The 18,623-nt window shown below is 46.9% G+C and carries 35 protein-coding genes and 1 pseudogene; 19 read left to right on the top strand and 17 right to left on the bottom strand.

What is annotated here, in order from left to right; all coding sequences use genetic code 11:
• Position 1 precedes the first annotated feature (1 nt).
• The 17 genes and pseudogenes from ACLJQJ_RS02610 to ACLJQJ_RS02690 all read right to left on the bottom strand — a co-directional run bounded on the left by ACLJQJ_RS02610 (position 2) and on the right by ACLJQJ_RS02690 (position 8,385).
• A complete protein-coding gene (locus ACLJQJ_RS02610; RefSeq protein WP_061586407.1) occupies positions 2 to 529 on the bottom strand; it encodes an ead/Ea22-like family protein in 528 nt (175 codons plus the stop codon).
• Entirely contained in the window at positions 526 to 1,041 is a 516-nt protein-coding gene (locus ACLJQJ_RS02615; protein WP_061583858.1) for a DUF262 domain-containing protein, read from the bottom strand. Before ACLJQJ_RS02615 ends, ACLJQJ_RS02610 begins: the two co-directional genes overlap by 4 nt.
• A gap of 109 nt (positions 1,042 to 1,150) precedes the next feature.
• Entirely contained in the window at positions 1,151 to 1,768 is a 618-nt protein-coding gene (locus ACLJQJ_RS02620; protein WP_061583857.1) for a hypothetical protein, read from the bottom strand.
• On the bottom strand, positions 1,765 to 1,935 hold the full coding sequence (locus ACLJQJ_RS02625) for a DUF2737 family protein (RefSeq protein ID WP_073846338.1): 171 nt from the start codon (positions 1,933 to 1,935) through the stop codon (positions 1,765 to 1,767). Before ACLJQJ_RS02625 ends, ACLJQJ_RS02620 begins: the two co-directional genes overlap by 4 nt.
• Before the next feature lie 10 nt (positions 1,936 to 1,945).
• A complete protein-coding gene (locus tag ACLJQJ_RS02630; protein ID WP_063814183.1) occupies positions 1,946 to 2,239 on the bottom strand; it encodes a phage anti-RecBCD protein in 294 nt (97 codons plus the stop codon).
• 15 nt (positions 2,240 to 2,254) lie between these two features.
• The gene (locus ACLJQJ_RS02635; RefSeq protein WP_063814184.1) at positions 2,255 to 2,803 is read right to left on the bottom strand and encodes a 3'-5' exonuclease; all 549 of its coding nucleotides are present in this window, start codon (positions 2,801 to 2,803) and stop codon (positions 2,255 to 2,257) included.
• A gap of 496 nt (positions 2,804 to 3,299) precedes the next feature.
• Positions 3,300 to 3,758: a single-stranded DNA-binding protein gene (gene ssb / locus ACLJQJ_RS02640; RefSeq protein WP_000168278.1), complete on the bottom strand. Its 459-nt coding sequence runs from the start codon at positions 3,756 to 3,758 to the stop codon at positions 3,300 to 3,302.
• Positions 3,759 to 4,466 (bottom strand): Rad52/Rad22 family DNA repair protein, encoded by a 708-nt coding sequence (locus tag ACLJQJ_RS02645; protein ID WP_052862081.1) that lies wholly within the window; start codon positions 4,464 to 4,466, stop codon positions 3,759 to 3,761.
• A gap of 8 nt (positions 4,467 to 4,474) precedes the next feature.
• Positions 4,475 to 4,663, bottom strand: a complete 189-nt coding sequence (locus ACLJQJ_RS02650) for a hypothetical protein (protein WP_001552364.1) — start codon at positions 4,661 to 4,663, stop codon at positions 4,475 to 4,477.
• Positions 4,660 to 4,773 carry a host cell division inhibitory peptide Kil gene (gene kil / locus ACLJQJ_RS02655; RefSeq protein ID WP_000361564.1) on the bottom strand — a complete coding sequence of 38 codons (114 nt, stop codon included), beginning with the start codon at positions 4,771 to 4,773 and terminating at the stop codon, positions 4,660 to 4,662. The genes ACLJQJ_RS02650 and kil overlap by 4 nt, the downstream gene beginning before the upstream one ends.
• Entirely contained in the window at positions 4,766 to 4,912 is a 147-nt protein-coding gene (locus tag ACLJQJ_RS02660) for a protease FtsH-inhibitory lysogeny factor CIII (protein ID WP_001541875.1), read from the bottom strand. Before ACLJQJ_RS02660 ends, kil begins: the two co-directional genes overlap by 8 nt.
• An 84-nt stretch (positions 4,913 to 4,996) precedes the next feature.
• Positions 4,997 to 5,311, bottom strand: coding sequence for a superinfection exclusion protein (locus ACLJQJ_RS02665; RefSeq protein WP_108679507.1), 315 nt, complete (start codon positions 5,309 to 5,311; stop codon positions 4,997 to 4,999).
• Between the two features lie 159 nt (positions 5,312 to 5,470).
• Positions 5,471 to 5,941, bottom strand: a complete 471-nt coding sequence (locus tag ACLJQJ_RS02670; RefSeq protein ID WP_108679506.1) for a hypothetical protein — start codon at positions 5,939 to 5,941, stop codon at positions 5,471 to 5,473.
• Between the two features lie 377 nt (positions 5,942 to 6,318).
• Positions 6,319 to 6,681: a hypothetical protein gene (locus tag ACLJQJ_RS02675; RefSeq protein ID WP_063809540.1), complete on the bottom strand. Its 363-nt coding sequence runs from the start codon at positions 6,679 to 6,681 to the stop codon at positions 6,319 to 6,321.
• A 2-nt stretch (positions 6,682 to 6,683) separates the two neighbouring features.
• Positions 6,684 to 6,758, bottom strand: a pseudogene (locus ACLJQJ_RS02680) (regulator); the annotation flags it as partial.
• Between the two features lie 55 nt (positions 6,759 to 6,813).
• Positions 6,814 to 7,347, bottom strand: a complete 534-nt coding sequence (locus tag ACLJQJ_RS02685) for an HNH endonuclease (RefSeq protein ID WP_058676135.1) — start codon at positions 7,345 to 7,347, stop codon at positions 6,814 to 6,816.
• Between the two features lie 306 nt (positions 7,348 to 7,653).
• Complete coding sequence (locus ACLJQJ_RS02690; protein ID WP_000762769.1) at positions 7,654 to 8,385, bottom strand: XRE family transcriptional regulator; 732 nt, start codon at positions 8,383 to 8,385, stop codon at positions 7,654 to 7,656.
• Between the two features lie 66 nt (positions 8,386 to 8,451).
• On the opposite strand from ACLJQJ_RS02690, the gene ACLJQJ_RS02695 reads away from it, so the two are divergent.
• From ACLJQJ_RS02695 to ACLJQJ_RS02785, 19 genes are all read left to right on the top strand, one after another.
• The gene (locus ACLJQJ_RS02695; RefSeq protein ID WP_372762069.1) at positions 8,452 to 8,724 is read left to right on the top strand and encodes a transcriptional regulator; all 273 of its coding nucleotides are present in this window, start codon (positions 8,452 to 8,454) and stop codon (positions 8,722 to 8,724) included.
• 119 nt (positions 8,725 to 8,843) lie between these two features.
• Entirely contained in the window at positions 8,844 to 9,140 is a 297-nt protein-coding gene (locus ACLJQJ_RS02700) for a CII family transcriptional regulator (protein ID WP_000438527.1), read from the top strand.
• A gap of 32 nt (positions 9,141 to 9,172) precedes the next feature.
• Positions 9,173 to 9,334, top strand: coding sequence for a hypothetical protein (locus ACLJQJ_RS02705; RefSeq protein WP_000166961.1), 162 nt, complete (start codon positions 9,173 to 9,175; stop codon positions 9,332 to 9,334).
• Positions 9,321 to 10,211: a hypothetical protein gene (locus ACLJQJ_RS02710; protein ID WP_063814135.1), complete on the top strand. Its 891-nt coding sequence runs from the start codon at positions 9,321 to 9,323 to the stop codon at positions 10,209 to 10,211. Before ACLJQJ_RS02705 ends, ACLJQJ_RS02710 begins: the two co-directional genes overlap by 14 nt.
• Positions 10,201 to 11,637, top strand: coding sequence for a DnaB-like helicase C-terminal domain-containing protein (locus ACLJQJ_RS02715; protein WP_059056896.1), 1,437 nt, complete (start codon positions 10,201 to 10,203; stop codon positions 11,635 to 11,637). The genes ACLJQJ_RS02710 and ACLJQJ_RS02715 overlap by 11 nt, the downstream gene beginning before the upstream one ends.
• A gap of 305 nt (positions 11,638 to 11,942) precedes the next feature.
• Positions 11,943 to 12,368, top strand: a complete 426-nt coding sequence (locus ACLJQJ_RS02720) for a hypothetical protein (protein WP_227533683.1) — start codon at positions 11,943 to 11,945, stop codon at positions 12,366 to 12,368.
• Positions 12,365 to 12,892, top strand: a complete 528-nt coding sequence (locus tag ACLJQJ_RS02725) for a phage N-6-adenine-methyltransferase (RefSeq protein ID WP_063809524.1) — start codon at positions 12,365 to 12,367, stop codon at positions 12,890 to 12,892. Before ACLJQJ_RS02720 ends, ACLJQJ_RS02725 begins: the two co-directional genes overlap by 4 nt.
• Positions 12,889 to 13,065, top strand: coding sequence for a NinE family protein (locus ACLJQJ_RS02730; RefSeq protein WP_001254249.1), 177 nt, complete (start codon positions 12,889 to 12,891; stop codon positions 13,063 to 13,065). Before ACLJQJ_RS02725 ends, ACLJQJ_RS02730 begins: the two co-directional genes overlap by 4 nt.
• 2 nt (positions 13,066 to 13,067) lie before the next feature.
• Positions 13,068 to 13,409 carry a phage protein NinX family protein gene (locus ACLJQJ_RS02735; protein WP_063814136.1) on the top strand — a complete coding sequence of 114 codons (342 nt, stop codon included), beginning with the start codon at positions 13,068 to 13,070 and terminating at the stop codon, positions 13,407 to 13,409.
• Positions 13,402 to 13,578 carry a protein NinF gene (locus ACLJQJ_RS02740; protein WP_042111339.1) on the top strand — a complete coding sequence of 59 codons (177 nt, stop codon included), beginning with the start codon at positions 13,402 to 13,404 and terminating at the stop codon, positions 13,576 to 13,578. Before ACLJQJ_RS02735 ends, ACLJQJ_RS02740 begins: the two co-directional genes overlap by 8 nt.
• On the top strand, positions 13,571 to 14,137 hold the full coding sequence (locus ACLJQJ_RS02745) for an HNH endonuclease (RefSeq protein ID WP_001108084.1): 567 nt from the start codon (positions 13,571 to 13,573) through the stop codon (positions 14,135 to 14,137). The genes ACLJQJ_RS02740 and ACLJQJ_RS02745 overlap by 8 nt, the downstream gene beginning before the upstream one ends.
• Positions 14,112 to 14,714, top strand: a complete 603-nt coding sequence (locus ACLJQJ_RS02750) for a recombination protein NinG (protein WP_063113110.1) — start codon at positions 14,112 to 14,114, stop codon at positions 14,712 to 14,714. The genes ACLJQJ_RS02745 and ACLJQJ_RS02750 overlap by 26 nt, the downstream gene beginning before the upstream one ends.
• Entirely contained in the window at positions 14,711 to 14,917 is a 207-nt protein-coding gene (locus tag ACLJQJ_RS02755) for a phage NinH family protein (protein WP_000144614.1), read from the top strand. The genes ACLJQJ_RS02750 and ACLJQJ_RS02755 overlap by 4 nt, the downstream gene beginning before the upstream one ends.
• On the top strand, positions 14,895 to 15,560 hold the full coding sequence (locus tag ACLJQJ_RS02760; protein ID WP_047578217.1) for a serine/threonine protein phosphatase: 666 nt from the start codon (positions 14,895 to 14,897) through the stop codon (positions 15,558 to 15,560). The genes ACLJQJ_RS02755 and ACLJQJ_RS02760 overlap by 23 nt, the downstream gene beginning before the upstream one ends.
• Positions 15,557 to 16,180 (top strand): antitermination protein, encoded by a 624-nt coding sequence (locus ACLJQJ_RS02765; RefSeq protein WP_001235461.1) that lies wholly within the window; start codon positions 15,557 to 15,559, stop codon positions 16,178 to 16,180. The genes ACLJQJ_RS02760 and ACLJQJ_RS02765 overlap by 4 nt, the downstream gene beginning before the upstream one ends.
• Positions 16,181 to 17,285: 1,105 nt before the next feature.
• Positions 17,286 to 17,489: a phage holin family protein gene (locus ACLJQJ_RS02770; RefSeq protein ID WP_000286100.1), complete on the top strand. Its 204-nt coding sequence runs from the start codon at positions 17,286 to 17,288 to the stop codon at positions 17,487 to 17,489.
• A complete protein-coding gene (locus tag ACLJQJ_RS02775) occupies positions 17,467 to 17,964 on the top strand; it encodes a lysozyme (protein ID WP_023241523.1) in 498 nt (165 codons plus the stop codon). Before ACLJQJ_RS02770 ends, ACLJQJ_RS02775 begins: the two co-directional genes overlap by 23 nt.
• Positions 17,961 to 18,428, top strand: a complete 468-nt coding sequence (locus ACLJQJ_RS02780; protein ID WP_063814139.1) for a lysis protein — start codon at positions 17,961 to 17,963, stop codon at positions 18,426 to 18,428. Before ACLJQJ_RS02775 ends, ACLJQJ_RS02780 begins: the two co-directional genes overlap by 4 nt.
• On the top strand, positions 18,416 to 18,568 hold the full coding sequence (locus ACLJQJ_RS02785) for a hypothetical protein (RefSeq protein WP_087450920.1): 153 nt from the start codon (positions 18,416 to 18,418) through the stop codon (positions 18,566 to 18,568). The genes ACLJQJ_RS02780 and ACLJQJ_RS02785 overlap by 13 nt, the downstream gene beginning before the upstream one ends.
• The last annotated feature ends 55 nt before the right edge of the window (positions 18,569 to 18,623 follow it).

An 18,623-nucleotide genomic window follows, 5' to 3' on the forward strand; every position in this document is an offset into this window, starting at 1 on the left:
TTCACTCCCCCTTAACCTTGATGCCAGCGGTGCGTATTTCGTGTATCGCATTGTCATTACCAGCACACCAACCCTCGGCATAATCCCGGCTGAATCCGCTCACGTACATGACTTCTCCAACGCTGAGTTTTGACAGGTTGACCTTCCGCGCCTCCAGTTCTGCTATACGGCGTTCTGCGGCTTCCAACTTTTCGCGCGCATCCCGCATATCATCACGCAGCGCAAGTGCTACGGCCTCTGTTGCGTCTTTTTCCCGCTGGAGTTGAATATTCTCATCCAGCAGCGCCAGCACATCCGGGTCGCTCACATCGACGACAGTGACGCGAGACTGTTCATAATGGTCATCTGCGATACTGCGGCCTTCTGCGTAGTGGCAACCTTTATCGTCGTAGGTCGCGCCCGTGCAGCCATAGGTAATTCGACTGGCAGACATGCGCTGTATTGTCATTTCTTTGCCGCAAATGTGGCATTCAGGTACAGGTTTTGGTGAATAGCGCTCTCGTAGCGCCTGTTTGTCGATGTTGCTCATTGGGCAGCCTCCATTAGTTGCATTACGTGTCGCTTGTGCTCTTCGCTTTGCGGAACGCCAGTAAAGTTCACCACCATGAAATAAGCCAAGCGATCCTTGTACGTCACCTCATCCAGCACAACTGCTGGGAGTGGACGACGCCCAAATGCCAATTGCTCCGCACGAGTCATGTCTCGCCAGTAAAGCGGACCATCAGCTAGGATGATTGGAATCTCATTGGTGATGAATTTTTTCAAAGTGGTGAGACGCTGCTTACCGTCAACAACTTCTATGTAAGGAAGTTCACGCGAACACCAGTCAGGTGCCTTTGCCAGCGCCACTGAGCCGATAGGAAAACCAGAAATAACTGCGTTTAAGAATGCCTGCTGCTCTTCATGCCCCCAGACATACCCGCGTTGATAATTGGCATCAAAATCAAGTTCACCACCAATGATCCAGTGAATGTACATATAAACCGGGTACTCACCGGTGCGCGCGTCGAATACCTGAGCATTGCGAATTCGGTTGCTCATTGAGCTGCCTCCTCGCATTTGTGATTTTCTGGATCATCGGCTTTGAAATAACCGCCGCAGATTTTGCAGGGTATCGTCGGCACTTCGTCGTAATTTGAGGTTCCCGTAATCATGACTGCACTCCTTTGCGAAGCTGGGCGGCGATACCTTCGAGAACGCCATCGGCGAATGAGCGATCAAAATCGCCTTCCGGCGCATCAGCCATAAATTCTGTGGAGGTCAGTATCATTCGTGCGATGTCCGCAGCGTTCTTTGCTGTGTCGTCGATAAATCCTGCATCCCATGCGGCCAGCATTCGGTTAGCAACAAAGTAAGCGCCTTCCTTGTGAGCCTTAGCCCGCACCTCAGCCAGAAACGCGTCGGTGGCTGGGGTGCCTACCGACTTGCGAAGAATGTTATAGGCGGCCATCATGGCTCGTTCCGGCACGCCCTCGTCAGCATAGAACGCATCAAGGCATGACATCATCGCTGCCAGCTTTGGCTCTTGGTATTTCAGCGTCTCATTCTCCGCGGCCAGCGCCGAAAACTTCTCGTGTGCCAACTTAACAACTGCATCAGCCTGCTTAAGTGACTCCATTGCTTTATCGTTATCCACCGTTAACACCGCGTATTTAGCCTCAAGCTCCGCATAATCACTATGACGCACCATATCAGTACAGAATGATTCTCCTGTTATTGGTGGTGATAACTGGTCACTGACAATCGTGTATATTTTCACTTCTTTCATTTCTTCCCACTCCGAAACATTGCATTCAGATATTTGTTTTCATTCACTGATGGAAAACTCTTTCTCGCCAGCATTTCTTCGCGTGGAATATCGTTAATGGGCTTGAAGCGGTGTCGAATAATCATTTCCGATGGAAGGATTCCGGGGTCGTAGGACAAACCTCTCATGATGAATTCCTCAGTTATTGCTGATAGCGCCGTAACGCGAACGGTAATTTTTAAGGCGCTGGTCTATTTCAATGAATTGGGTGTAAGTGGCTTTGCGGAATGGCCGGATGGATGTCTGGTAAATTCGTTCGCGCTCTTCTTTCTCTGCAAGCCATATACAATGGCGAAATTCCTTTTCCTCTTTCGTTTCCTGCGGTAGCGACATTATCAGGTCGTAGTTTTTTCTGAATTTATCCAGCACCTCCGAGACGGAATTGCCGGAACAGCGGCGCGGGTCATTCGCACCATACATAGGCGCTGGCATGTTTTCACCTGGTGATTATTTAGCTAACTTTTTCCAGATTGCTGAAACGTATTTGGCTTGGTGAATGGCATCATCAAGCGCGTTGTGTCGAGTTCCTTCGAATGGCATATCTCGTTTAGGGTCGAACACAATTGCCTTTCCAAGCTCGACGATGGTTCTGACGTCGCGGTCATTCCACCACTGCCAGGGCGCTTGGTGCCCGGCCAGAGCATAACTATTTCGTAGAATCACACAGTCAAATGATGCGCCATTTCCCCAAACCTGAGCGAATTTAGGGTTGGCGTGCTTTGCGATAAAGTCTGATAACCATGAAAGAGCCGTTGAAAGCTCTTGAGTGTCATTGGTTAGCGATTTTCTGGCATCTTCTCCCTGTTCCATCCACCATAAAATGGTTGAAGCATCAGGACGCGCCCGGTATCGCATTGATGACTCGAGCGAGATATTAACCGAGAAGTCTTCTCCTGTTTCTCCAGTTTTCAGATCAAAGAATACTGCCCCAATCGAAATAACGGGCGCGTATGGCCCGTTGCCCATTGTTTCAAGGTCAACCATTAAATGATTCATGTAAGTCCTTAAATTGCGTGAATAGCGTGACGAGGGAAGGGGAGAGTTACTGGTGCCTCGTCCGGATAGATTGGTTTGTTATGTTTATGCCATTCGACATGACAGGATTTGCATAGCCACATCACATCGGTAGGCTTACCGTAGTCGCAGTGGTGAGCCTGAGGTTTACATTCGGATCCGCAGCACTCGCACCGTGATGGTCGAGTTAGCTTCCCATCGCGCAAAAAATTGCCCACGATTATGTGGGCTTTTCTTTTCCATGGGTTGCGCTTAATAAACCGCTTTTTGGCTGCGTTACATCGTTCTCTACCGCGATCTGAGGATTGATAATCCCTCCTGGCCGATACTCGATGTGGCAATCCCGCGCGCTCTTTGTCGTACTCAGCAAGGCAAACACGGCATGCGGCAGTTAATCCATCATTGGATGCTCTTCTTATTTGAAAGTCCCTTTCTTCCTTCTGCTGATTGCATCTGGAACAGGTCTTCATGCTTACTCCTAAAAAGGAATGTCTGAGTCATCAAAGTTCATCGGCGGTTCGCTGTGTTGGGGCGCTGATTGCTGATGTTTCCGCGGCTGCTTACTGGCTGCTTGCTGTTTGCTGTCACCAGTGCCGCCTAGCATCTGCATCACGCCATTAATGCCAACGTGGACTTCCGTGGTGTAGCGGTCTTGGCCTGACTGGTCTTGCCATTTCCGAGTGCGTAGCATCCCTTCGAAGTAAACCTGATCGCCTTTTTTGACATACTGACTTACTACCTCAGCAAGCTTTCCGACAACCGCTACGCGATGCCATTCAGTTAGCTCCTTTTGTTCGCCAGTCTGTTTATCTCGCCACTGCTCTGATGTAGCGACTGTCAGGTTAGCGAACGCCGTCCCTGATGGTGAATAACGAACCTCCGGGTCTTGTCCGACCCGGCCTAAGATGATCACCTTATTTACGCCTCTACTAGCCATTTATGCCGCCTGTTTTAGTTCGTTAACTCTGATGTTCATTACCTGAACGCATTTTGTCTGCGCATCATCGTGACCAGCCAATAATTGCCAGTCATGCTGATATCTCTCAATTAGCTTTTTCTTGTCAGTTTCTGTTGCTGCATAATCTCTGAAGTCTTTCAGGATTTGTTCGCAGTCAAACGATGGTGATTTCTGGTTGGTATTTTCTGGTGATGGTTGATTGCCTGATGCTGGCATGGCCCAGTCCGGCAGCGATGGAGGGAGCCAGTAAAATCCTGTTCCATCCTTCAGTTTTGCCCTGTGCCATCCCTGCTTTTTATCGAGTGATGTTTGTGCGAAACCTTCCTCAAGGTTATACAGATACCGACCGATTCCCCACTGAACGGCAGCGCGCTTCATTGCACCGGAACGACCACCTTTGACGGCTTCTACCTGCGTGTTTTCAGCAGCATCCCATTTGGTGACCCATTCGGAATCAATCTTGATTGATATTCCGCATTCAACGCCGCCGTTGTTGGGAATATCGCGGTATTCATTGCGCCATCCTGCTTTGCCGCAAACATCGTCAAGGCGTTTCATGATTGCCCTGTTCGTGACATAAGCCAGCACCATAGCCCACACTTTGCCATCGCGTGTTTTACCGCTTTGCTGTATTCGCCATTCGATATCTTCAGGACTGAATGGGTCGTCGAATTTATTCAAATCCATAATTCACCTCAGAATGGTAATTCGGAAGGATTAGCCAGAAATTCACCTTTGTTTATTCGCTCGTTTTTGGCTAATGAAAGGCAATTTCGTTTCATCGATTTATTACCTGACTTGCGCCAGTACATTGCCTCTGTCAGGTGATACTGACGTTTTAACCTGCTCAACTCCGGTGTCCTTGCTAAATCCACTGGTATCATTTCAACCTCCATTCGCGAAAGGCTTCTACAGCTTCGCGATACATTATTTTGTCACCAAGATAAACAGCAATTGCGAATTTAGACTGAATAGCCATAAGTGATTTATCCATTACACGGCACTCCTGGTTGATTCAGGATATCGACCAGACGTTTCCATCCGGCCCGTAATTTTCTGGTGATACGCTCTAAAAGTGATTCATTAAGGTGTGCGATACCCATGACGGCACCGCCCGCGATAGCAAATGTCATCGTGGGATTCTCCATTTTCATTTATTGGCATAGCTAAAACGCCTCGATATGAAGCGCTGTGGATATGCGATAAAACAGCCGCACTCAGGCGTCGGCTGTTGTTTCTTCTTTCAGGCTTTCGATATATTCACGCGGGTCGTCGTAACACTGGCATTCGCTATACCAATCCACCCAGCGATCCGTAAGCTCCATTTCTTCCAAATCCTGGTCAGTAAGGCTCTCATCCCACATCTCAAGGCCGTTAGCGTTGCAGTAATCAGGTTTGATGTTGTTGTCATACTGAAATGCGTCATAATCAGCCAGTGTATCCATCACTCGCACACCCTCTTCAACACTTGCTACTTCTACAATGAATGGCTTCATAGGAACTTGCGGGATATGCCAGACACGTAATTTCATATTTCCTCCAGGTAAAAAGAATGCCGCCCATATAGAGCGGCAAATAACATCAAGGGATGATTCTCCAATAACCAGAACGAGCCTTCGTCCTCATTCGGTTACGAGCGATATTGCTCCGTGTATTCACTCACTGGAATGAATACACAGTGCTTACTCGTACTAATAAAATACCCAATTTTCTGTTTCTTGGTTGTGTCCAAAGTTATATTCAATATCTGGTGTTGATGTATCAATATTCTTCATCCCATCAACAAGAGTTGATACAACAGCTAAATCTTGTTTGATTCTCATTAAATGGTATTTCTTCCGGCGCAATAAACTTTCAATGGCAAGTTTCTTCGTTGGGAATGCAAAAGATCTTTCTGCATTTTTTGCTACTTTCTTAATTGCATATCTATTTATCCTTTGTTTCCATTCCTGTAACCACTGATTTGGTGCTGGTTTAAAATGAACAATCCAATGCGCAGGAACCAACCATGCATAATGCTCTGTCTGATGAAAAGCTATATATTGAAGTGCGAATATTTTGATCCCATCTTCTTCAACTGTCGCCTGGAATCTCCAGAAAACAGGCATTCCCTCATGTTCAGTTTCTGATTCAGGAAAAGGTACGCTCCATGATTTTGTCATATCTAACCTCAAATAAGTGGTTTGCTGCGGAAGTAAATACGCTTAAGTTACCTGTTATTTATCCCACCAAGTTCCGTATCTATCTATCCAGTTACACCAATCATCGACACTCCATTTTGTTGTGTCGCATTTTGGCAACTGGCATGAATATCTACCTTCTTTGTAAAGTCGGCGTTTGACTTTCTTGAGCATGACCACCTCAATCGTAATAAGCTGGAATTGATTTTCCGCGTTGCTTCTGGCGACCAACACAAGTCACACCCATTTCACTGCGTGGCTTGCGGTAGTAAAGATTGTGCCTGTCTTTTAACCACATCAGGCTCGGTGGTTCTCGTGTACCCCTACAGCGAGAAAAATAGTAAAATCCTCTCACCCCCTTATTTTGTCAGGGGGATATCTCCTTCAGTTCTGACCATTCGCCTTAATACTTTCCTTAAGTCGATGTAAAGTTGAAGGTCTCCATTTGCTGCGGCATCAGCCATCTTTTGCCTGACAAGCAGTAATGTTTCATACGGCTCAATAAGAATATCGTCATGAGTAATTAGGTGAAGCGTTGCCGCATCAACTATTCCTAGAGCTGCGCCAAGTATCAAAAATTCCCTGCTATTTTTGTCGCATGAGGAGATAAGCGTATTTAGCGCATACCTAATATTCTTTATAGCTGTTGTTAATGCTGCAATTTCTTCTATGGCGTCTTCTTCAATGATCTTTTTAAGCTCATATTTTTCTTCCTGCCCCATAATTACCTCGCCGTCAGTTGTTTTGATTTCCGGTAGCCTGCCGCGTAAATGGCTACGTTTGGCAGGCACACAGCACCACCTTCAACTTCCTTCTAACGCGTTCCTGCAAGCGAAATGGCTCTTGAAACACGTTTACTGGCTCCGTCCATGATTTTCATGAAAGCCATATAGTGCATTGGCTTCTTTCCTTGCTTGTTTGGCATCATCTAAAAGTTTGAATGAGCCTAGGTATTTTCGTTTTCCATCCACAGTTATCGATGCAACATAAAACCCATGCTCTTTTCTTTCTTCAACACCTGTAACTCCAGTTGATGAAGATGATTTTAAAGGCATGTTTTTCATATTCTCTTTGAAAGAAACGCTTCTTAAATTGGAGATTCTGTTGTCATCCTTAACGCCGTTTATGTGATCAATCACATCAGGCCAGTAGCCATGCACGTAAAGCCATGCAAGTCTGTGAGACTTAAATTTTTTACCTCCAATATTTATTCTCAGATAACCCTTGTTGTCAGGTGAGCCAGCCTTTTTACCTGGATACTTCTTGTTCCACGTCAAGGCAGCTCTGTTATCCGCAAACAAATGCTTTGCTCTCGGCTTCCAATAAAAGTCACCACTCACAGGATTGTAATAAAGAATCTCCCTTACAGACGCTTGAGTAAGATCCACTTAAACCTCCTAACAAAAACACTTCAATAACCCTCCGGTTATGGAAATGTTCTTTTGTAGTGAGCAGCATTGCCGTTCATCCTGAACCCGCCGCGCTCCCGACGCATGGTTTAATGTCGCGCCGTTCGACATGGCTTAACTATATCCAAAGCTATTATTGCTGTAAATAGCTATAGTTATAAAATAACTCCTTTGGTTATTTAGTTGTTGATATCTAATGTAATTTATTTTTCTTGTATGTGAGATTTGGTGTTTTTTGGGCAATAAAAAACCCGCAAAAAGCGGGTTTGTTGTGGCGTGATGAGGTTAGTAGTCAACTACAGACCACCAGAAGATTCTTCCGATGATCTCGATATCGCTTAGATTCTTTTCTTCTTGTGGGTATTCCAGTGAGTTAAAGCTTCTAATGCTTACCTTGTCAGGCCCTGATCGAAAGAGAATCTTAATGCGTTTCCAACCGTTCTCGTTAATGGCGTAAATCTTTCCGTCAACTATTTTCTTATCGTTGGTGTTAACAGCAACTGTTGTTCCATCAGGAATGTTTGGCTCCATGCTGTTGCCACGAGCCGGAAAACAAACAACCCCGCTTCCATCACTGTTCGCGCCAACTCTGCGAAGGGTTGATTTGGAGAAGCGCAACATAAAGCCGTTGTGATCTTCATCAATCACCCGACCATCCCCGCATGCAAACTCAATATCTTTAAGGTAGGGAATTTCAACTTCATCACCTCTTAAAGGCGTTCCTCCATCCCATGGGTCCAAATATCCCCACGTGCTTTCATGAGGAATAGAAGATTTTGGATTATAAGGTTCAACTCCCTCATCACGCATTGGCCCAGTTCCATCGGAAAGCCATTCCGTACGAACTCCAAGCACTTTTGATATTTCAAAAAGTTTGCGCGTATTGCGTGTTTTTCCAGACGTAAGTTTCCAGACGCTTGGCTGAGACATGCCAACAGCATTGCCAAGTGAAGCCTGAGTAAACCCAGCCTGATCCATCGCGTATGTAAGCCTTTGAGAAAAAGTATCTAGTTTCATTCGGACAACCTATAGCTACAGCTATTATTAGTCAAATACCTAAAGCTATTTACTTTCTGAATAGCTTTGGCTATTATTCTGATTGTGAATTCAGCAGGAGTTATTTTTATGGTCAACAAGGCTATTAAAGCGGCTATTGACTCAGTAGGAAGTCAGCAAAAGTTAGCTGATGCCTGCGGTGTTAAGCAGCCGTCTGTATGGGCTTGGTTGCATGGGAAGAAAAGGGTATCCGCTGAAAATGCCAAGCGCATTGAAATGGCTACCAATGGAAGCGTCCCTGCATACCTGATTCGCCCTGATTTATCCGCTTTGTTCCCCAATCCGAACAAAGCAGCTTAATAAAGCAAATTTTTATACCGAACGGCCCGGTATACGGTCGGGTGCCCGGCGTGGTCATGGATGACTGTCAATGGTGCACAATAAAAAACCAAATTATTTACCTATGGAAATAGTAAGAAATGGAACAAACAAGTTACAGCAAACTATCACAGCGCGACGTTGATCGCGCAGAAACAGATTTACTCATCAACCTGTCAACGCTTACCCAGCGCGGTCTGGCAAAGATGATTGGCTGTCATGAATCGAAGATAAGCAGAACGGACTGGAGATTTATTGCTTCGGTCTTGTGTGCTTTCGGAATGGCATCAGACATCAGTCCGATTAGCAGGGCTTTTAAGTATGCGCTTGATGAAATCACAAAGAAAAAATCCCCGGCCGCCACCGAGGATTTTAAGCAAATTGATATGCAATTCTGAGGGAATTACTGGATCAATCCACAGGAGTAATTATGACAAAACGTCGTAAGAAATACCAGGAAAAAGAAGAGATTCGACACCCTGATTCACCTGAGGGATTAGTGGTAGCCGCAGCAAATAACAGGGCGTTCGCAGAGCGCCTTGTTGGTGTTTACAGACTAGCCAAAGCAGGAGTGAAACATGGGCGTCGTTAAGTTAGCTGATTACAGGCATAACCCTGTACAACATCAGGAGGCATCCAGTATGGGGTATGTCTCTATACACCGCCAGTTTATGGACAGCAGGCTCTATAAGGACTCTCAGGCAGTACATCTTTGGCTTCACTTAATCCTCAAGGCTAATCACGAATCTACTGTCGTCAATACGGATATCGGTCCGATAACTGTTGATCGCGGTCAGATGATAACTGGACGCCCGTCGCTGGTCAGAGAAACATTCATCCCCGACAACAAAGTTCGGAGCTTATTACGGACTTTTGAGTCGAAAGGGATGCTTAATATTTGCTCGATGGGGAAGAAATTTAGCCTGTTTACAATCGTTAAATATGACGATTTTCAGTCAAAAAATTGTCCAACGGATGTCCAACGGATGTCCAACGCAAACACCAGTAATGACGCGGCTCACAGCAAATGTTGTCCAACGGATGTCCAACGATTGTCCATAAACAATAATATAAATAATATCTCTAATACTAACGTATTAGAGAGTACCGCAGCAGACGAAAATCCTGACAAGAAAAAATCAGCTCTCAGTTGTCAGGATGTTGTCGATGCTTACCACGAATTACTTCCTGAAGCTTCCAGGGTTCGCGCACTGAATGACAAACGTAAAAACCAGATCCGAACTTTCTGGCGAAAAGCCGGAGTGATAACACGCCAACTTGACGGGCATGGGTTCACGATGCAGGACTGGAGAAATTATTTGAGCTACGTAGGCGAAAATTGCCGATGGATGTTCGAAGAGCGTCCGAACCATCAGCGTGGAACAGTCTGGCACAAAAAGGGATTTGATTTCCTGCTTAACGATAATACTTACCTGAAAGTCCGCGAGGGAGAGCACGATGACCGATAATTTTTACGCGCCGCCACATAGCATCGAGGCGGAGCAGGCGGTGATTGGTGGATTGCTTCTGGATGATGACAGCAGTGAGCGCGTCCAGAAAGTTCTGGCGATACTGAAGCCTGATTCATTTTACAGCCGACCACACAAAATCCTTTTTGAAGAAATAACCCGAATGCACCGGGAGCAAAAGCCAGTAGATGGCCTGACGCTTTTCGATGAACTTGAGCGCAAATCGTTAACGGTTTCTGTTGGTGGTTTTGCTTATATCGCTGAGATCGCAAAGAACACGCCAAGCGCAGCAAACGTCGTTGCCTATGCAATGCGGGTTCGCGAAACAGCAATGGAACGCTACGCCATCAACCGCATGACTGAAGCGACGGAATTGCTCTATTCCCGCAACGGGATGACTGCAACGCAGAAGTACGAAGCTATTCAGGCGATTTTCACGCAACTGACAGACCATGCAAAAACCGGATCGCGTCGCGGCCTTCGCTCATTTGGTGAGGTTATGGAAGATTGGGTCAGCGACCTTGAGAAGCGATTTGACCCATCAGGCGAACAACGAGGAATGAGCACAGGGATCTCATCGCTGGACAGGTTGCTGTCACCGAAAGGTCTGGTGAAAGGCTCTCTGTTCGTCATTGGCGCTCGCCCTAAGATGGGGAAAACGACGCTATACAGCCAGATGGCAATCAACTGCGCAGTGCATGAGAAAAAACCTGCCCTGATGTTCAGCCTTGAAATGCCAGGTGACCAGATACTGGAAAAACTGGTAGGGCAGAAGTCAGGTGTTAACCCGAATATTTTTTACCTTCCGGCAACAAATGACGCTGATGACGGCTATCAGGGTGATTACGATGGTGACTTCAACAGGGCGATCGAAACAGCCAATCGCTTGAGTGAAATCGACCTGCTTTACATCGACGACACGCCGGGATTGTCTCTGGCTCAAATCGTCAGCGAAAGCCGTCGAATCAAGCGAGAAAAGGGATGTGTTGGCATGATTCTGGTCGATTACCTGACACTAATGACCGCTGAGAAGGCCGATCGCAACGACCTTGCTTACGGCATGATCACCAAAGGATTGAAGAACCTTGCCAAAGAGCTTGATTGCGTTGTTGTGCTTCTGACACAGCTTAACCGCGCATTGGAAAGCCGAACCAATAAACGCCCATTACCAAGTGACTCGCGCGATACAGGGCAGATTGAACAGGATTGCGATTATTGGGTGGGGATCCATCGTGAAGGCGCTTTTGATGACAGCGTTCCTCCTGGTGAAACCGAACTAATCCTTCGCCTCAATCGTCATGGCAATACCGGCACGGTGTATTGCATTCAGGCAAATGGCGCTATTTATGACACAGACCAACAGTCTGCTGAAATGCGCCGCCGTGAACGCGAGGAACCGCAGTCCAAGAAGAAAGGAGGATTCTGATGACCATCTACATCACTGAGCTAATAACAGGCCTGCAGGTAATCGCAGGCTTTTTTATTTGGGGGAGAGTAATTGGAGGCTTTAAGAAATGAGTTCGATGACTGAGCTTGTCTGCGCCGACTTTCAGGAGAACATTGGTCGTGCAAAGCGGTACTGGTCTGCTTCCAGACTTCCGACTGGCGAGAGACAGAAAAACGCCCCTAAGCCACGGATCTATCCGCGTGACCGCGTTCTTCGCCGGTTGGTTAAAATCGATACTGATTTTCAGTGTGACAGAATTATCCAGCAATTAGATTTGATGACTGATGATGAATGATTTCATTCTGCACGAAACCAATAAATCACAATTCTGGTTAGTTCTGAAACAAATCCTCTCTACCGGCAAACGCTGGCGAATCAAAATATCTGAGTACCGTGAGAAGCGTACATTGTCACAAAACAATCTGCTGTGGATGTGGAATGCAGAAATAGCCGCACAGTTATCTGCTGCTTCTGCTGAAAACTTCACGCCTGAAGAGGTTCATGAGTGGCTGAAAGATATATTTTGTCCGGCTAAAAGGGTGACGATTTTTAATATTACACGATGCGTTAAATCAACACGTCAGCTTGATATTGGAGATATGCACAAATATCTGACCGATATTGACCAGTGGGCGCATCAGAAGGGATTACGACTAACCATTCCTGATAATTGCGAGTACCGGGATCTAAAGGAGAGGCAAGTAGAGTGACTATCAAATCAAATACGCCAGCACACGACAAGGACTGCTGGCAAACGCCGCTCTGGCTTTTTGATGCACTGGATATTGAGTTTGGATTCTGGCTGGATTCGGCAGCGAGCGACAAAAATGCTCTGTGTGCTCACTGGCTAACTGAGGCTGACGACGCGCTAAATTCTGAGTGGATAAGCCACGGTGCAATCTGGAATAACCCACCGTACAGCAATATCAGGCCGTGGGTGGAAAAAGCCGCTGAGCAGAGCATACAACAGCGACAGACGGTAGTGATGCTTGTGCCAGAGGATATGTCTGTCGGATGGTTCAGCAAGGCTCTGGAGAGTGTCGACGAAGTTCGCATTATCACTGATGGACGGATTAATTTTATCGAACCATCGACAGGGCTGGAGAAGAAGGGAAACAGCAAAGGTTCCATGCTGCTGATTTGGCGACCGTTCATCAGTCCTCGACGGATGTTTACTACCGTATCCAAAGCGGCATTGATGGCGATCGGGCAGGGCGTCAGGAGGGCAGCATGAGACGACAGCGACGAAGTATCACCGACATCATCTGCGAAAACTGCAAATACCTTCCAACGAAGCGCTCCAGAAATAAACGCAAGCCAATCCCAAAAGAATCTGACGTAAAAACCTTCAATTACACGGCTCACCTGTGGGATATCCGGTGGCTTAGAGAACGCGCGAGGAAATGACAATGGATTATTCACAGTTAAGTGATTTTGAAATTAACAGAATGGTAGGAGACATAATTTTTAAAGGCCTTTGGGCATGTAAACCGGAAACATCAGGGAATAACACCAACAAATGGTATTACGGAAATGCTGATACAACTTTTGAGCCATTAAATCATTTGCCTGACTACTGCAATGATCCGAGCGCTTCATGGCCGATTATTGAGAAATACAGGATTTCTATCTTAGACCAGTTAACTGAATGGTGTGTGGATGCAAAAGGCGTAAGCCCAATATTTGATACCAGACCTCTCCGCGCCGCCATGATTGTCTTTCTCATGATGCAGGACGCCAATAATGCTTAGCCCATCACAATCCATTCAATACCAGAAAGAAAGCGTCGAGCGGGCTTTAACGTGCGCTAACTGCGGTCAGAAGCTGCATGTGCTGGAAGTTCACATGTGTGAGCACTGCTGCGCAGAACTGATGAGCGATCCGAATAGCTCAATGTACGAGGAAGAAGACGATGGCTAAACCAGCGCGAAGACGATGTAACCGTAAAAGAGAAGATTTAACTGTTAAAAGGATATTTGAGTTACTAAGTTTCGATAAATCTACCGGGGTATTTAGATGGAAAGTTCCCACTCAGGGAAGGATAGCATTAAATAGTGTTGCTGGAACTTTTGATTCCAACGGTTATTCAATGATCATGATAGATGGGCGTAGATATAAAACTCACGTCTTAGTTTTTTACATAACTCATAATCGTTGGCCTGCTGGTCAAATTGACCACGTTAATGGAATTAGGACCGACAATAGGCCAGAAAATTTAAGAGAATGCCTGCCAATAGAAAATTCAAGAAATATAAGGATCCGAAAGAATAGCAAATCAGGTTGCAGAGGAGTTACTTGGCACAAACGACAGAAAAAATGGAATGTTAGGCTAGGTTTCCATGGCAAGAGTAAACACTTCGGATGCTTTGATGATCTGGAGTTAGCGGTACTAGTTGCTGAAGAAGCCCGAGATAAGTATTACGGTGATTTTTCCGGCAACGAAAGGAGCACTTATGCGAATCTATCGAAGGAAATGTAAATGTTGCAATGAATGGTTTATACCAAAATATCAAAATCAATATTGGTGTAATGAGATTTGTGGAACAAAGATAGCACTCGAACGACGAAGCAAAGAGCGCGAAAAAGCAGAAAAAGCAGCAGAGAAGAAACGACGACGAGAGGAGCAAAAACAGAAAGATAAACTGAAGATTCGAAAACTCGCCTTAAAGCCCCGCAGTTACTGGATTAAACAAGCCCAACAAGCCGTAAACGCCTTCATCAGAGAAAGAGACCGCGACTTACCATGTATCTCGTGCGGAACGCTCACGTCTGCTCAGTGGGATGCCGGGCATTACCGGACAACTGCTGCGGCACCTCAACTCCGATTTGATGAACGCAATATTCACAAGCAATGCGTGGTGTGCAACCAGCACAAAAGCGGAAATCTCGTTCCGTATCGCGTCGAACTGATTAGCCGCATCGGGCAGGAAGCAGTAGACGAAATCGAATCAAACCATAACCGCCATCGCTGGACTATCGAAGAGTGCAAGGCGATCAAGGCAGAGTACCAACAGAAACTCAAAGACCTACGAAATAGCAGAAGTGAGGCCGCATGACGTTCTCAGTAAAAACCATTCCAGACATGCTCGTTGAAGCATACGGAAACCAGACAGAAGTAGCACGCAGACTGAAATGTAGTCGCGGTACGGTCAGAAAATACGTTGATGATAAAGACGGGAAAATGCACGCCATCGTCAACGACGTTCTCATGGTTCATCGCGGATGGAGTGAAAGAGATGCGCTATTACGAAAGAATTGATGGCAGCAAATACCGGAATATTTGGGTAGTTGGCGATCTGCACGGATGCTACACGAACCTGATGAAAAAACTGGAGACGATAGGATTCGACACCAAAAAAGACCTGCTTATCTCGGTTGGCGATTTGGTCGATCGCGGTACAGAGAACGTTGAATGCCTGGAATTAATCACATTCCACTGGTTCAGAGCTGTACGTGGAAACCATGAGCAAATGATGATTGATGGCTTATCAGAGCGCGGAAACGTCAATCACTGGCTGCTTAATGGCGGTGGCTGGTTCTTTAATCTCGATTACGACAAAGAAATTCTGGCTAAAGCTCTTGCCCATAAAGCAGATGAACTTCCGTTAATCATCGAACTGGTGAGTAAAGATAAAAAATATGTCATCTGCCACGCCGATTATCCTTGTGACGAATACGAGTTTGGAAAGCCAGTTGATCATCAGCAGGTAATCTGGAACCGCGAACGAATCAGCAACTCACAAGACGGGATCGTGAAAGAAATCAAAGGCGCGGACACGTTCATCTTTGGTCATACGCCAGCAGTGAAACCACTCAAGTTTGCCAACCAGATGTATATCGATACCGGCGCAGTGTTCTGCGGAAACCTCACATTGATTCAGGTACAGGGAGAAGGCGCATGAGACTCGAAAGCGTAGCTAAATTTCATTCGCCAAAAAGCCCGATGATGAGCGACTCACCACGGGCTACGGCTTCTGACTCTCTTTCCGGTACTGATGTGATGGCTGCTATGGGGATGGCGCAATCACAAGCCGGATTCGGAATGGCTGCATTCTGCGGTAAGCATGAACTCAGCCAGAACGACAAACAAAAGGCTATCAACTATCTGATGCAATTTGCACACAAGGTATCGGGGAAATACCGTGGTGTGGCAAAGCTTGAAGGAAATACTAAGGCAAAGGTACTGCAAGTGCTCGCAACATTCGCTTATGCGGATTATTGCCGTAGTGCCGCGACGCCGGGGGCAAGATGCAGAGATTGCCACGGTACAGGCCGCGCGGTTGATATAGCAAAAACAGAGCAGTGGGGGAGAGTTGTTGAGAAAGAGTGCGGAAGATGCAAAGGTGTCGGTTATTCAAGGATGCCTGCAAGCGCCGCATATCGCGCTGTGACGATGCTAATCCCAAACCTTACCCAACCCACCTGGTCACGCACTGTTAAGCCGCTGTATGACGCTCTGGTGGTGCAATGCCACAAGGAAGAGTCAATCGCAGACAACATTTTGAATGCGGTCACACGTTAGCAGCATGATTGCCACGGATGGCAACATATTAACGGCATGATATTGACTTTTTGAATAAAGTTGGGTAAATTTGACCCAACGATGGGTTAATTCGCTCGTTGTGGTAGTGAGATAAAAAGAGGCGGCGCTTACTACCGATTCCGCCTAGTTGGTCACTTCGACGTATCGTCTGGAACTCCAACCATCGCGGGCTGAGAGGTCTGCAAAATGCAATCCCGAAACAGTTCGCAGGTAATAGTTAGAGCCTGCATAACGGTTTCGGGATTTTTTATATCTGTGCAACAGGTAAGAGCATTCTCCCTTATGGGGCTTGGCTTAAATGCACCGAGTGCTCTTATCGTTGTGGCAGCACAACGATAGTTTTCGTCAGAGTTGGCGACTTTGCGGGTTTTTAGAAACTGACCACAAAGATAAATGCAAACGATGATTTGATGTTGATGGCGGCCTAAGAAACCAAAATCACGGGGTCTTCCGACTCCCCGCTACCAAATTCGGCGCACTGGCCCGGTGTGATTAATAATGGGCACCCATTCAAACGTACCCTCGGCAGGTTCGATTCCTGACTAGACCCAGATGGCGACGGGGAGGGTCCAATTGAGTGGGTAACAACGGGCATGTCGCCTTAGTAAATCCCTCAAGGGTGCGACGCATAGACCGGTACTAGCGTCGCCGTTAGCTCCACGAAACGGAGCGCACAACAGGTAAGAGTATTTGTAGAGTTCGACTCTCTACCGTGGGATTTTTCCCGCGATGCGAGCCATAAATGCTCTTTCCGTTGTGCTGAATTAAGCGAATGCCGGAAGCAGAACCGGATCACCAAATGCGTACAGGCGTCATCGCCGCCCAGCAACAGCACAACCCAAACTGAGCCGTAGCCACTGGCTATCCTGAATTCATCAGTGATAGTTATGCTGCGGCCTTCTACACATGATCTTCGTGAAAGCGGGTGGCAGGAGGTTGCGCTAACAACCCCCTGCCGTTTTGCCCGTGCATATCGGTCACGAACAAATCTGATTACTAAACACAGTAGCCTGGATTTGTTCTATCAGTAATCGACCTTATTCCTAATTAAATAGAGCAAATCCCCTCAATGAAGGGGTAGAGCATGTACCGTATGGACAAAATCAGAGAATGGTTCAGTTACAGCTTCGGAGGACTGACTGCGATGGGTGGCATTCTCTCCCTGAATGACTGGGCTGTAATCATTGGTATTCTTTGTACTGTCGGCACATTTGGCATCAACTGGTACTACAAACGCAAAGAGCGTGAGGACAGATTGAATGGCAATGTCACCGGCACTACGAAATAGCGTAATAGCGGCGATAAGTGGCGGGGCTATTGCCATAGCATCTGTGTTAATCACTGGCCCCGGTGGTAACGATGGTCTGGAGGGTGTCAGATACAAACCATATAAGGACGTAGTTGGTGTGTTGACTGTGTGTTATGGCCACACCGGAAAAGACATCATGCTCGGTAAAACGTATACCGAAGCAGAATGCAAAGCCCTCCTGAATAAAGACCTTGCCACGGTCGCCAGACAAATTAACCCGTACATCAAAGTCGATATACCGGAAACAACGCGCGGCGCTCTTTATTCGTTCGTCTATAACGTGGGCGCAGGCAATTTCAGAACATCGACGCTTCTTCGCAAAATCAACCAGGGCGATATCAAGGGCGCATGTGACCAGCTACGTCGCTGGACATACGCTGGCGGTAAGCAATGGAAAGGGCTGATGACTCGCCGTGAGATTGAGCGTGAAGTCTGTTTGTGGGGGCAGCAATGAGCAGAGTAGCCGCGATTATCTCCGCTCTGGTTATCTGCATCATCGTCTGCCTGTCATGGGCGGTTAATCATTACCGTGATAATGCAATCGCCTACAAAGAGCAGCGCGATAAAAAAGTCAGTGAGCTGAAGCAGGCGACTGCCACCATTACTGACATGCAGCAGCGCCAGCGTGATGCTGATGCGCTCGATGCTAAATACACGAAGGAGTTAGCTGATGCGAAAGCTGAAAATGATGCTCTTCGGCGCAAGCTTGATAATGGTGGTCGGGTGCTCGTCAAAGGAAAATGCCCTGCGCCATCCTCAGCCGAAACCTCCGGCGCCTCCGGCATGGGCAATGATGCCACCGTCGAACTCTCTCCAGTTGCTGGACGAAACGTTCTCGGTGTCCGGGACGGAATTATCCGCGACCAAACAGCACTGAGAACGCTTCAGGAATACATCAGGACGCAATGCCTTCGATGATAGCGATAATTCTACTCATCATCCTTCACATCTGGCTCTGTAGACAGGGTGGTGATCACTTCTGGAGTGAATCTAGATTAAACATCTCATTGCTGATGCTTGATATTGAGCATCTGGCGCGCGGTAAGGGGCCGCGTTGAGATAAGAGCCAGTCATCACAAACACCAGGATTTAGCCTCGCATTCGCGGGGTTTT

The sequence above is a fragment of the Salmonella sp. SAL04202 genome (assembly GCF_046550775.1).
Classification (GTDB): domain Bacteria; phylum Pseudomonadota; class Gammaproteobacteria; order Enterobacterales; family Enterobacteriaceae; genus Salmonella; species Salmonella enterica.

Bases quoted from the DNA above. Each gene is read 5' to 3' on its own strand.
- ACLJQJ_RS02610 (WP_061586407.1), bottom strand. From the start codon at position 529: ATGAGCAACATCGACAAACAGGCGCTACGAGAGCGCTATTCACCAAAA.
- ACLJQJ_RS02615 (WP_061583858.1), bottom strand. From the start codon at position 1,041: ATGAGCAACCGAATTCGCAATGCTCAGGTATTCGACGCGCGCACCGGT.
- ACLJQJ_RS02620 (WP_061583857.1), bottom strand. From the start codon at position 1,768: ATGAAAGAAGTGAAAATATACACGATTGTCAGTGACCAGTTATCACCA.
- ACLJQJ_RS02625 (WP_073846338.1), bottom strand. From the start codon at position 1,935: ATGAGAGGTTTGTCCTACGACCCCGGAATCCTTCCATCGGAAATGATT.
- ACLJQJ_RS02630 (WP_063814183.1), bottom strand. From the start codon at position 2,239: ATGCCAGCGCCTATGTATGGTGCGAATGACCCGCGCCGCTGTTCCGGC.
- ACLJQJ_RS02635 (WP_063814184.1), bottom strand. From the start codon at position 2,803: ATGAATCATTTAATGGTTGACCTTGAAACAATGGGCAACGGGCCATAC.
- ssb (WP_000168278.1), bottom strand. From the start codon at position 3,758: ATGGCTAGTAGAGGCGTAAATAAGGTGATCATCTTAGGCCGGGTCGGA.
- ACLJQJ_RS02645 (WP_052862081.1), bottom strand. From the start codon at position 4,466: ATGGATTTGAATAAATTCGACGACCCATTCAGTCCTGAAGATATCGAA.
- ACLJQJ_RS02650 (WP_001552364.1), bottom strand. From the start codon at position 4,663: ATGATACCAGTGGATTTAGCAAGGACACCGGAGTTGAGCAGGTTAAAA.
- kil (WP_000361564.1), bottom strand. From the start codon at position 4,773: ATGGATAAATCACTTATGGCTATTCAGTCTAAATTCGCAATTGCTGTT.
- ACLJQJ_RS02660 (WP_001541875.1), bottom strand. From the start codon at position 4,912: ATGACATTTGCTATCGCGGGCGGTGCCGTCATGGGTATCGCACACCTT.
- ACLJQJ_RS02665 (WP_108679507.1), bottom strand. From the start codon at position 5,311: ATGAAATTACGTGTCTGGCATATCCCGCAAGTTCCTATGAAGCCATTC.
- ACLJQJ_RS02670 (WP_108679506.1), bottom strand. From the start codon at position 5,941: ATGACAAAATCATGGAGCGTACCTTTTCCTGAATCAGAAACTGAACAT.
- ACLJQJ_RS02675 (WP_063809540.1), bottom strand. From the start codon at position 6,681: ATGGGGCAGGAAGAAAAATATGAGCTTAAAAAGATCATTGAAGAAGAC.
- ACLJQJ_RS02690 (WP_000762769.1), bottom strand. From the start codon at position 8,385: ATGAAACTAGATACTTTTTCTCAAAGGCTTACATACGCGATGGATCAG.
- ACLJQJ_RS02700 (WP_000438527.1), top strand. From the start codon at position 8,844: ATGGAACAAACAAGTTACAGCAAACTATCACAGCGCGACGTTGATCGC.
- ACLJQJ_RS02705 (WP_000166961.1), top strand. From the start codon at position 9,173: ATGACAAAACGTCGTAAGAAATACCAGGAAAAAGAAGAGATTCGACAC.
- ACLJQJ_RS02710 (WP_063814135.1), top strand. From the start codon at position 9,321: ATGGGCGTCGTTAAGTTAGCTGATTACAGGCATAACCCTGTACAACAT.
- ACLJQJ_RS02715 (WP_059056896.1), top strand. From the start codon at position 10,201: ATGACCGATAATTTTTACGCGCCGCCACATAGCATCGAGGCGGAGCAG.
- ACLJQJ_RS02720 (WP_227533683.1), top strand. From the start codon at position 11,943: ATGATGAATGATTTCATTCTGCACGAAACCAATAAATCACAATTCTGG.
- ACLJQJ_RS02730 (WP_001254249.1), top strand. From the start codon at position 12,889: ATGAGACGACAGCGACGAAGTATCACCGACATCATCTGCGAAAACTGC.
- ACLJQJ_RS02735 (WP_063814136.1), top strand. From the start codon at position 13,068: ATGGATTATTCACAGTTAAGTGATTTTGAAATTAACAGAATGGTAGGA.
- ACLJQJ_RS02740 (WP_042111339.1), top strand. From the start codon at position 13,402: ATGCTTAGCCCATCACAATCCATTCAATACCAGAAAGAAAGCGTCGAG.
- ACLJQJ_RS02745 (WP_001108084.1), top strand. From the start codon at position 13,571: ATGGCTAAACCAGCGCGAAGACGATGTAACCGTAAAAGAGAAGATTTA.
- ACLJQJ_RS02750 (WP_063113110.1), top strand. From the start codon at position 14,112: ATGCGAATCTATCGAAGGAAATGTAAATGTTGCAATGAATGGTTTATA.
- ACLJQJ_RS02755 (WP_000144614.1), top strand. From the start codon at position 14,711: ATGACGTTCTCAGTAAAAACCATTCCAGACATGCTCGTTGAAGCATAC.
- ACLJQJ_RS02760 (WP_047578217.1), top strand. From the start codon at position 14,895: ATGCGCTATTACGAAAGAATTGATGGCAGCAAATACCGGAATATTTGG.
- ACLJQJ_RS02765 (WP_001235461.1), top strand. From the start codon at position 15,557: ATGAGACTCGAAAGCGTAGCTAAATTTCATTCGCCAAAAAGCCCGATG.
- ACLJQJ_RS02770 (WP_000286100.1), top strand. From the start codon at position 17,286: ATGTACCGTATGGACAAAATCAGAGAATGGTTCAGTTACAGCTTCGGA.
- ACLJQJ_RS02775 (WP_023241523.1), top strand. From the start codon at position 17,467: ATGTCACCGGCACTACGAAATAGCGTAATAGCGGCGATAAGTGGCGGG.
- ACLJQJ_RS02780 (WP_063814139.1), top strand. From the start codon at position 17,961: ATGAGCAGAGTAGCCGCGATTATCTCCGCTCTGGTTATCTGCATCATC.
- ACLJQJ_RS02785 (WP_087450920.1), top strand. From the start codon at position 18,416: ATGCCTTCGATGATAGCGATAATTCTACTCATCATCCTTCACATCTGG.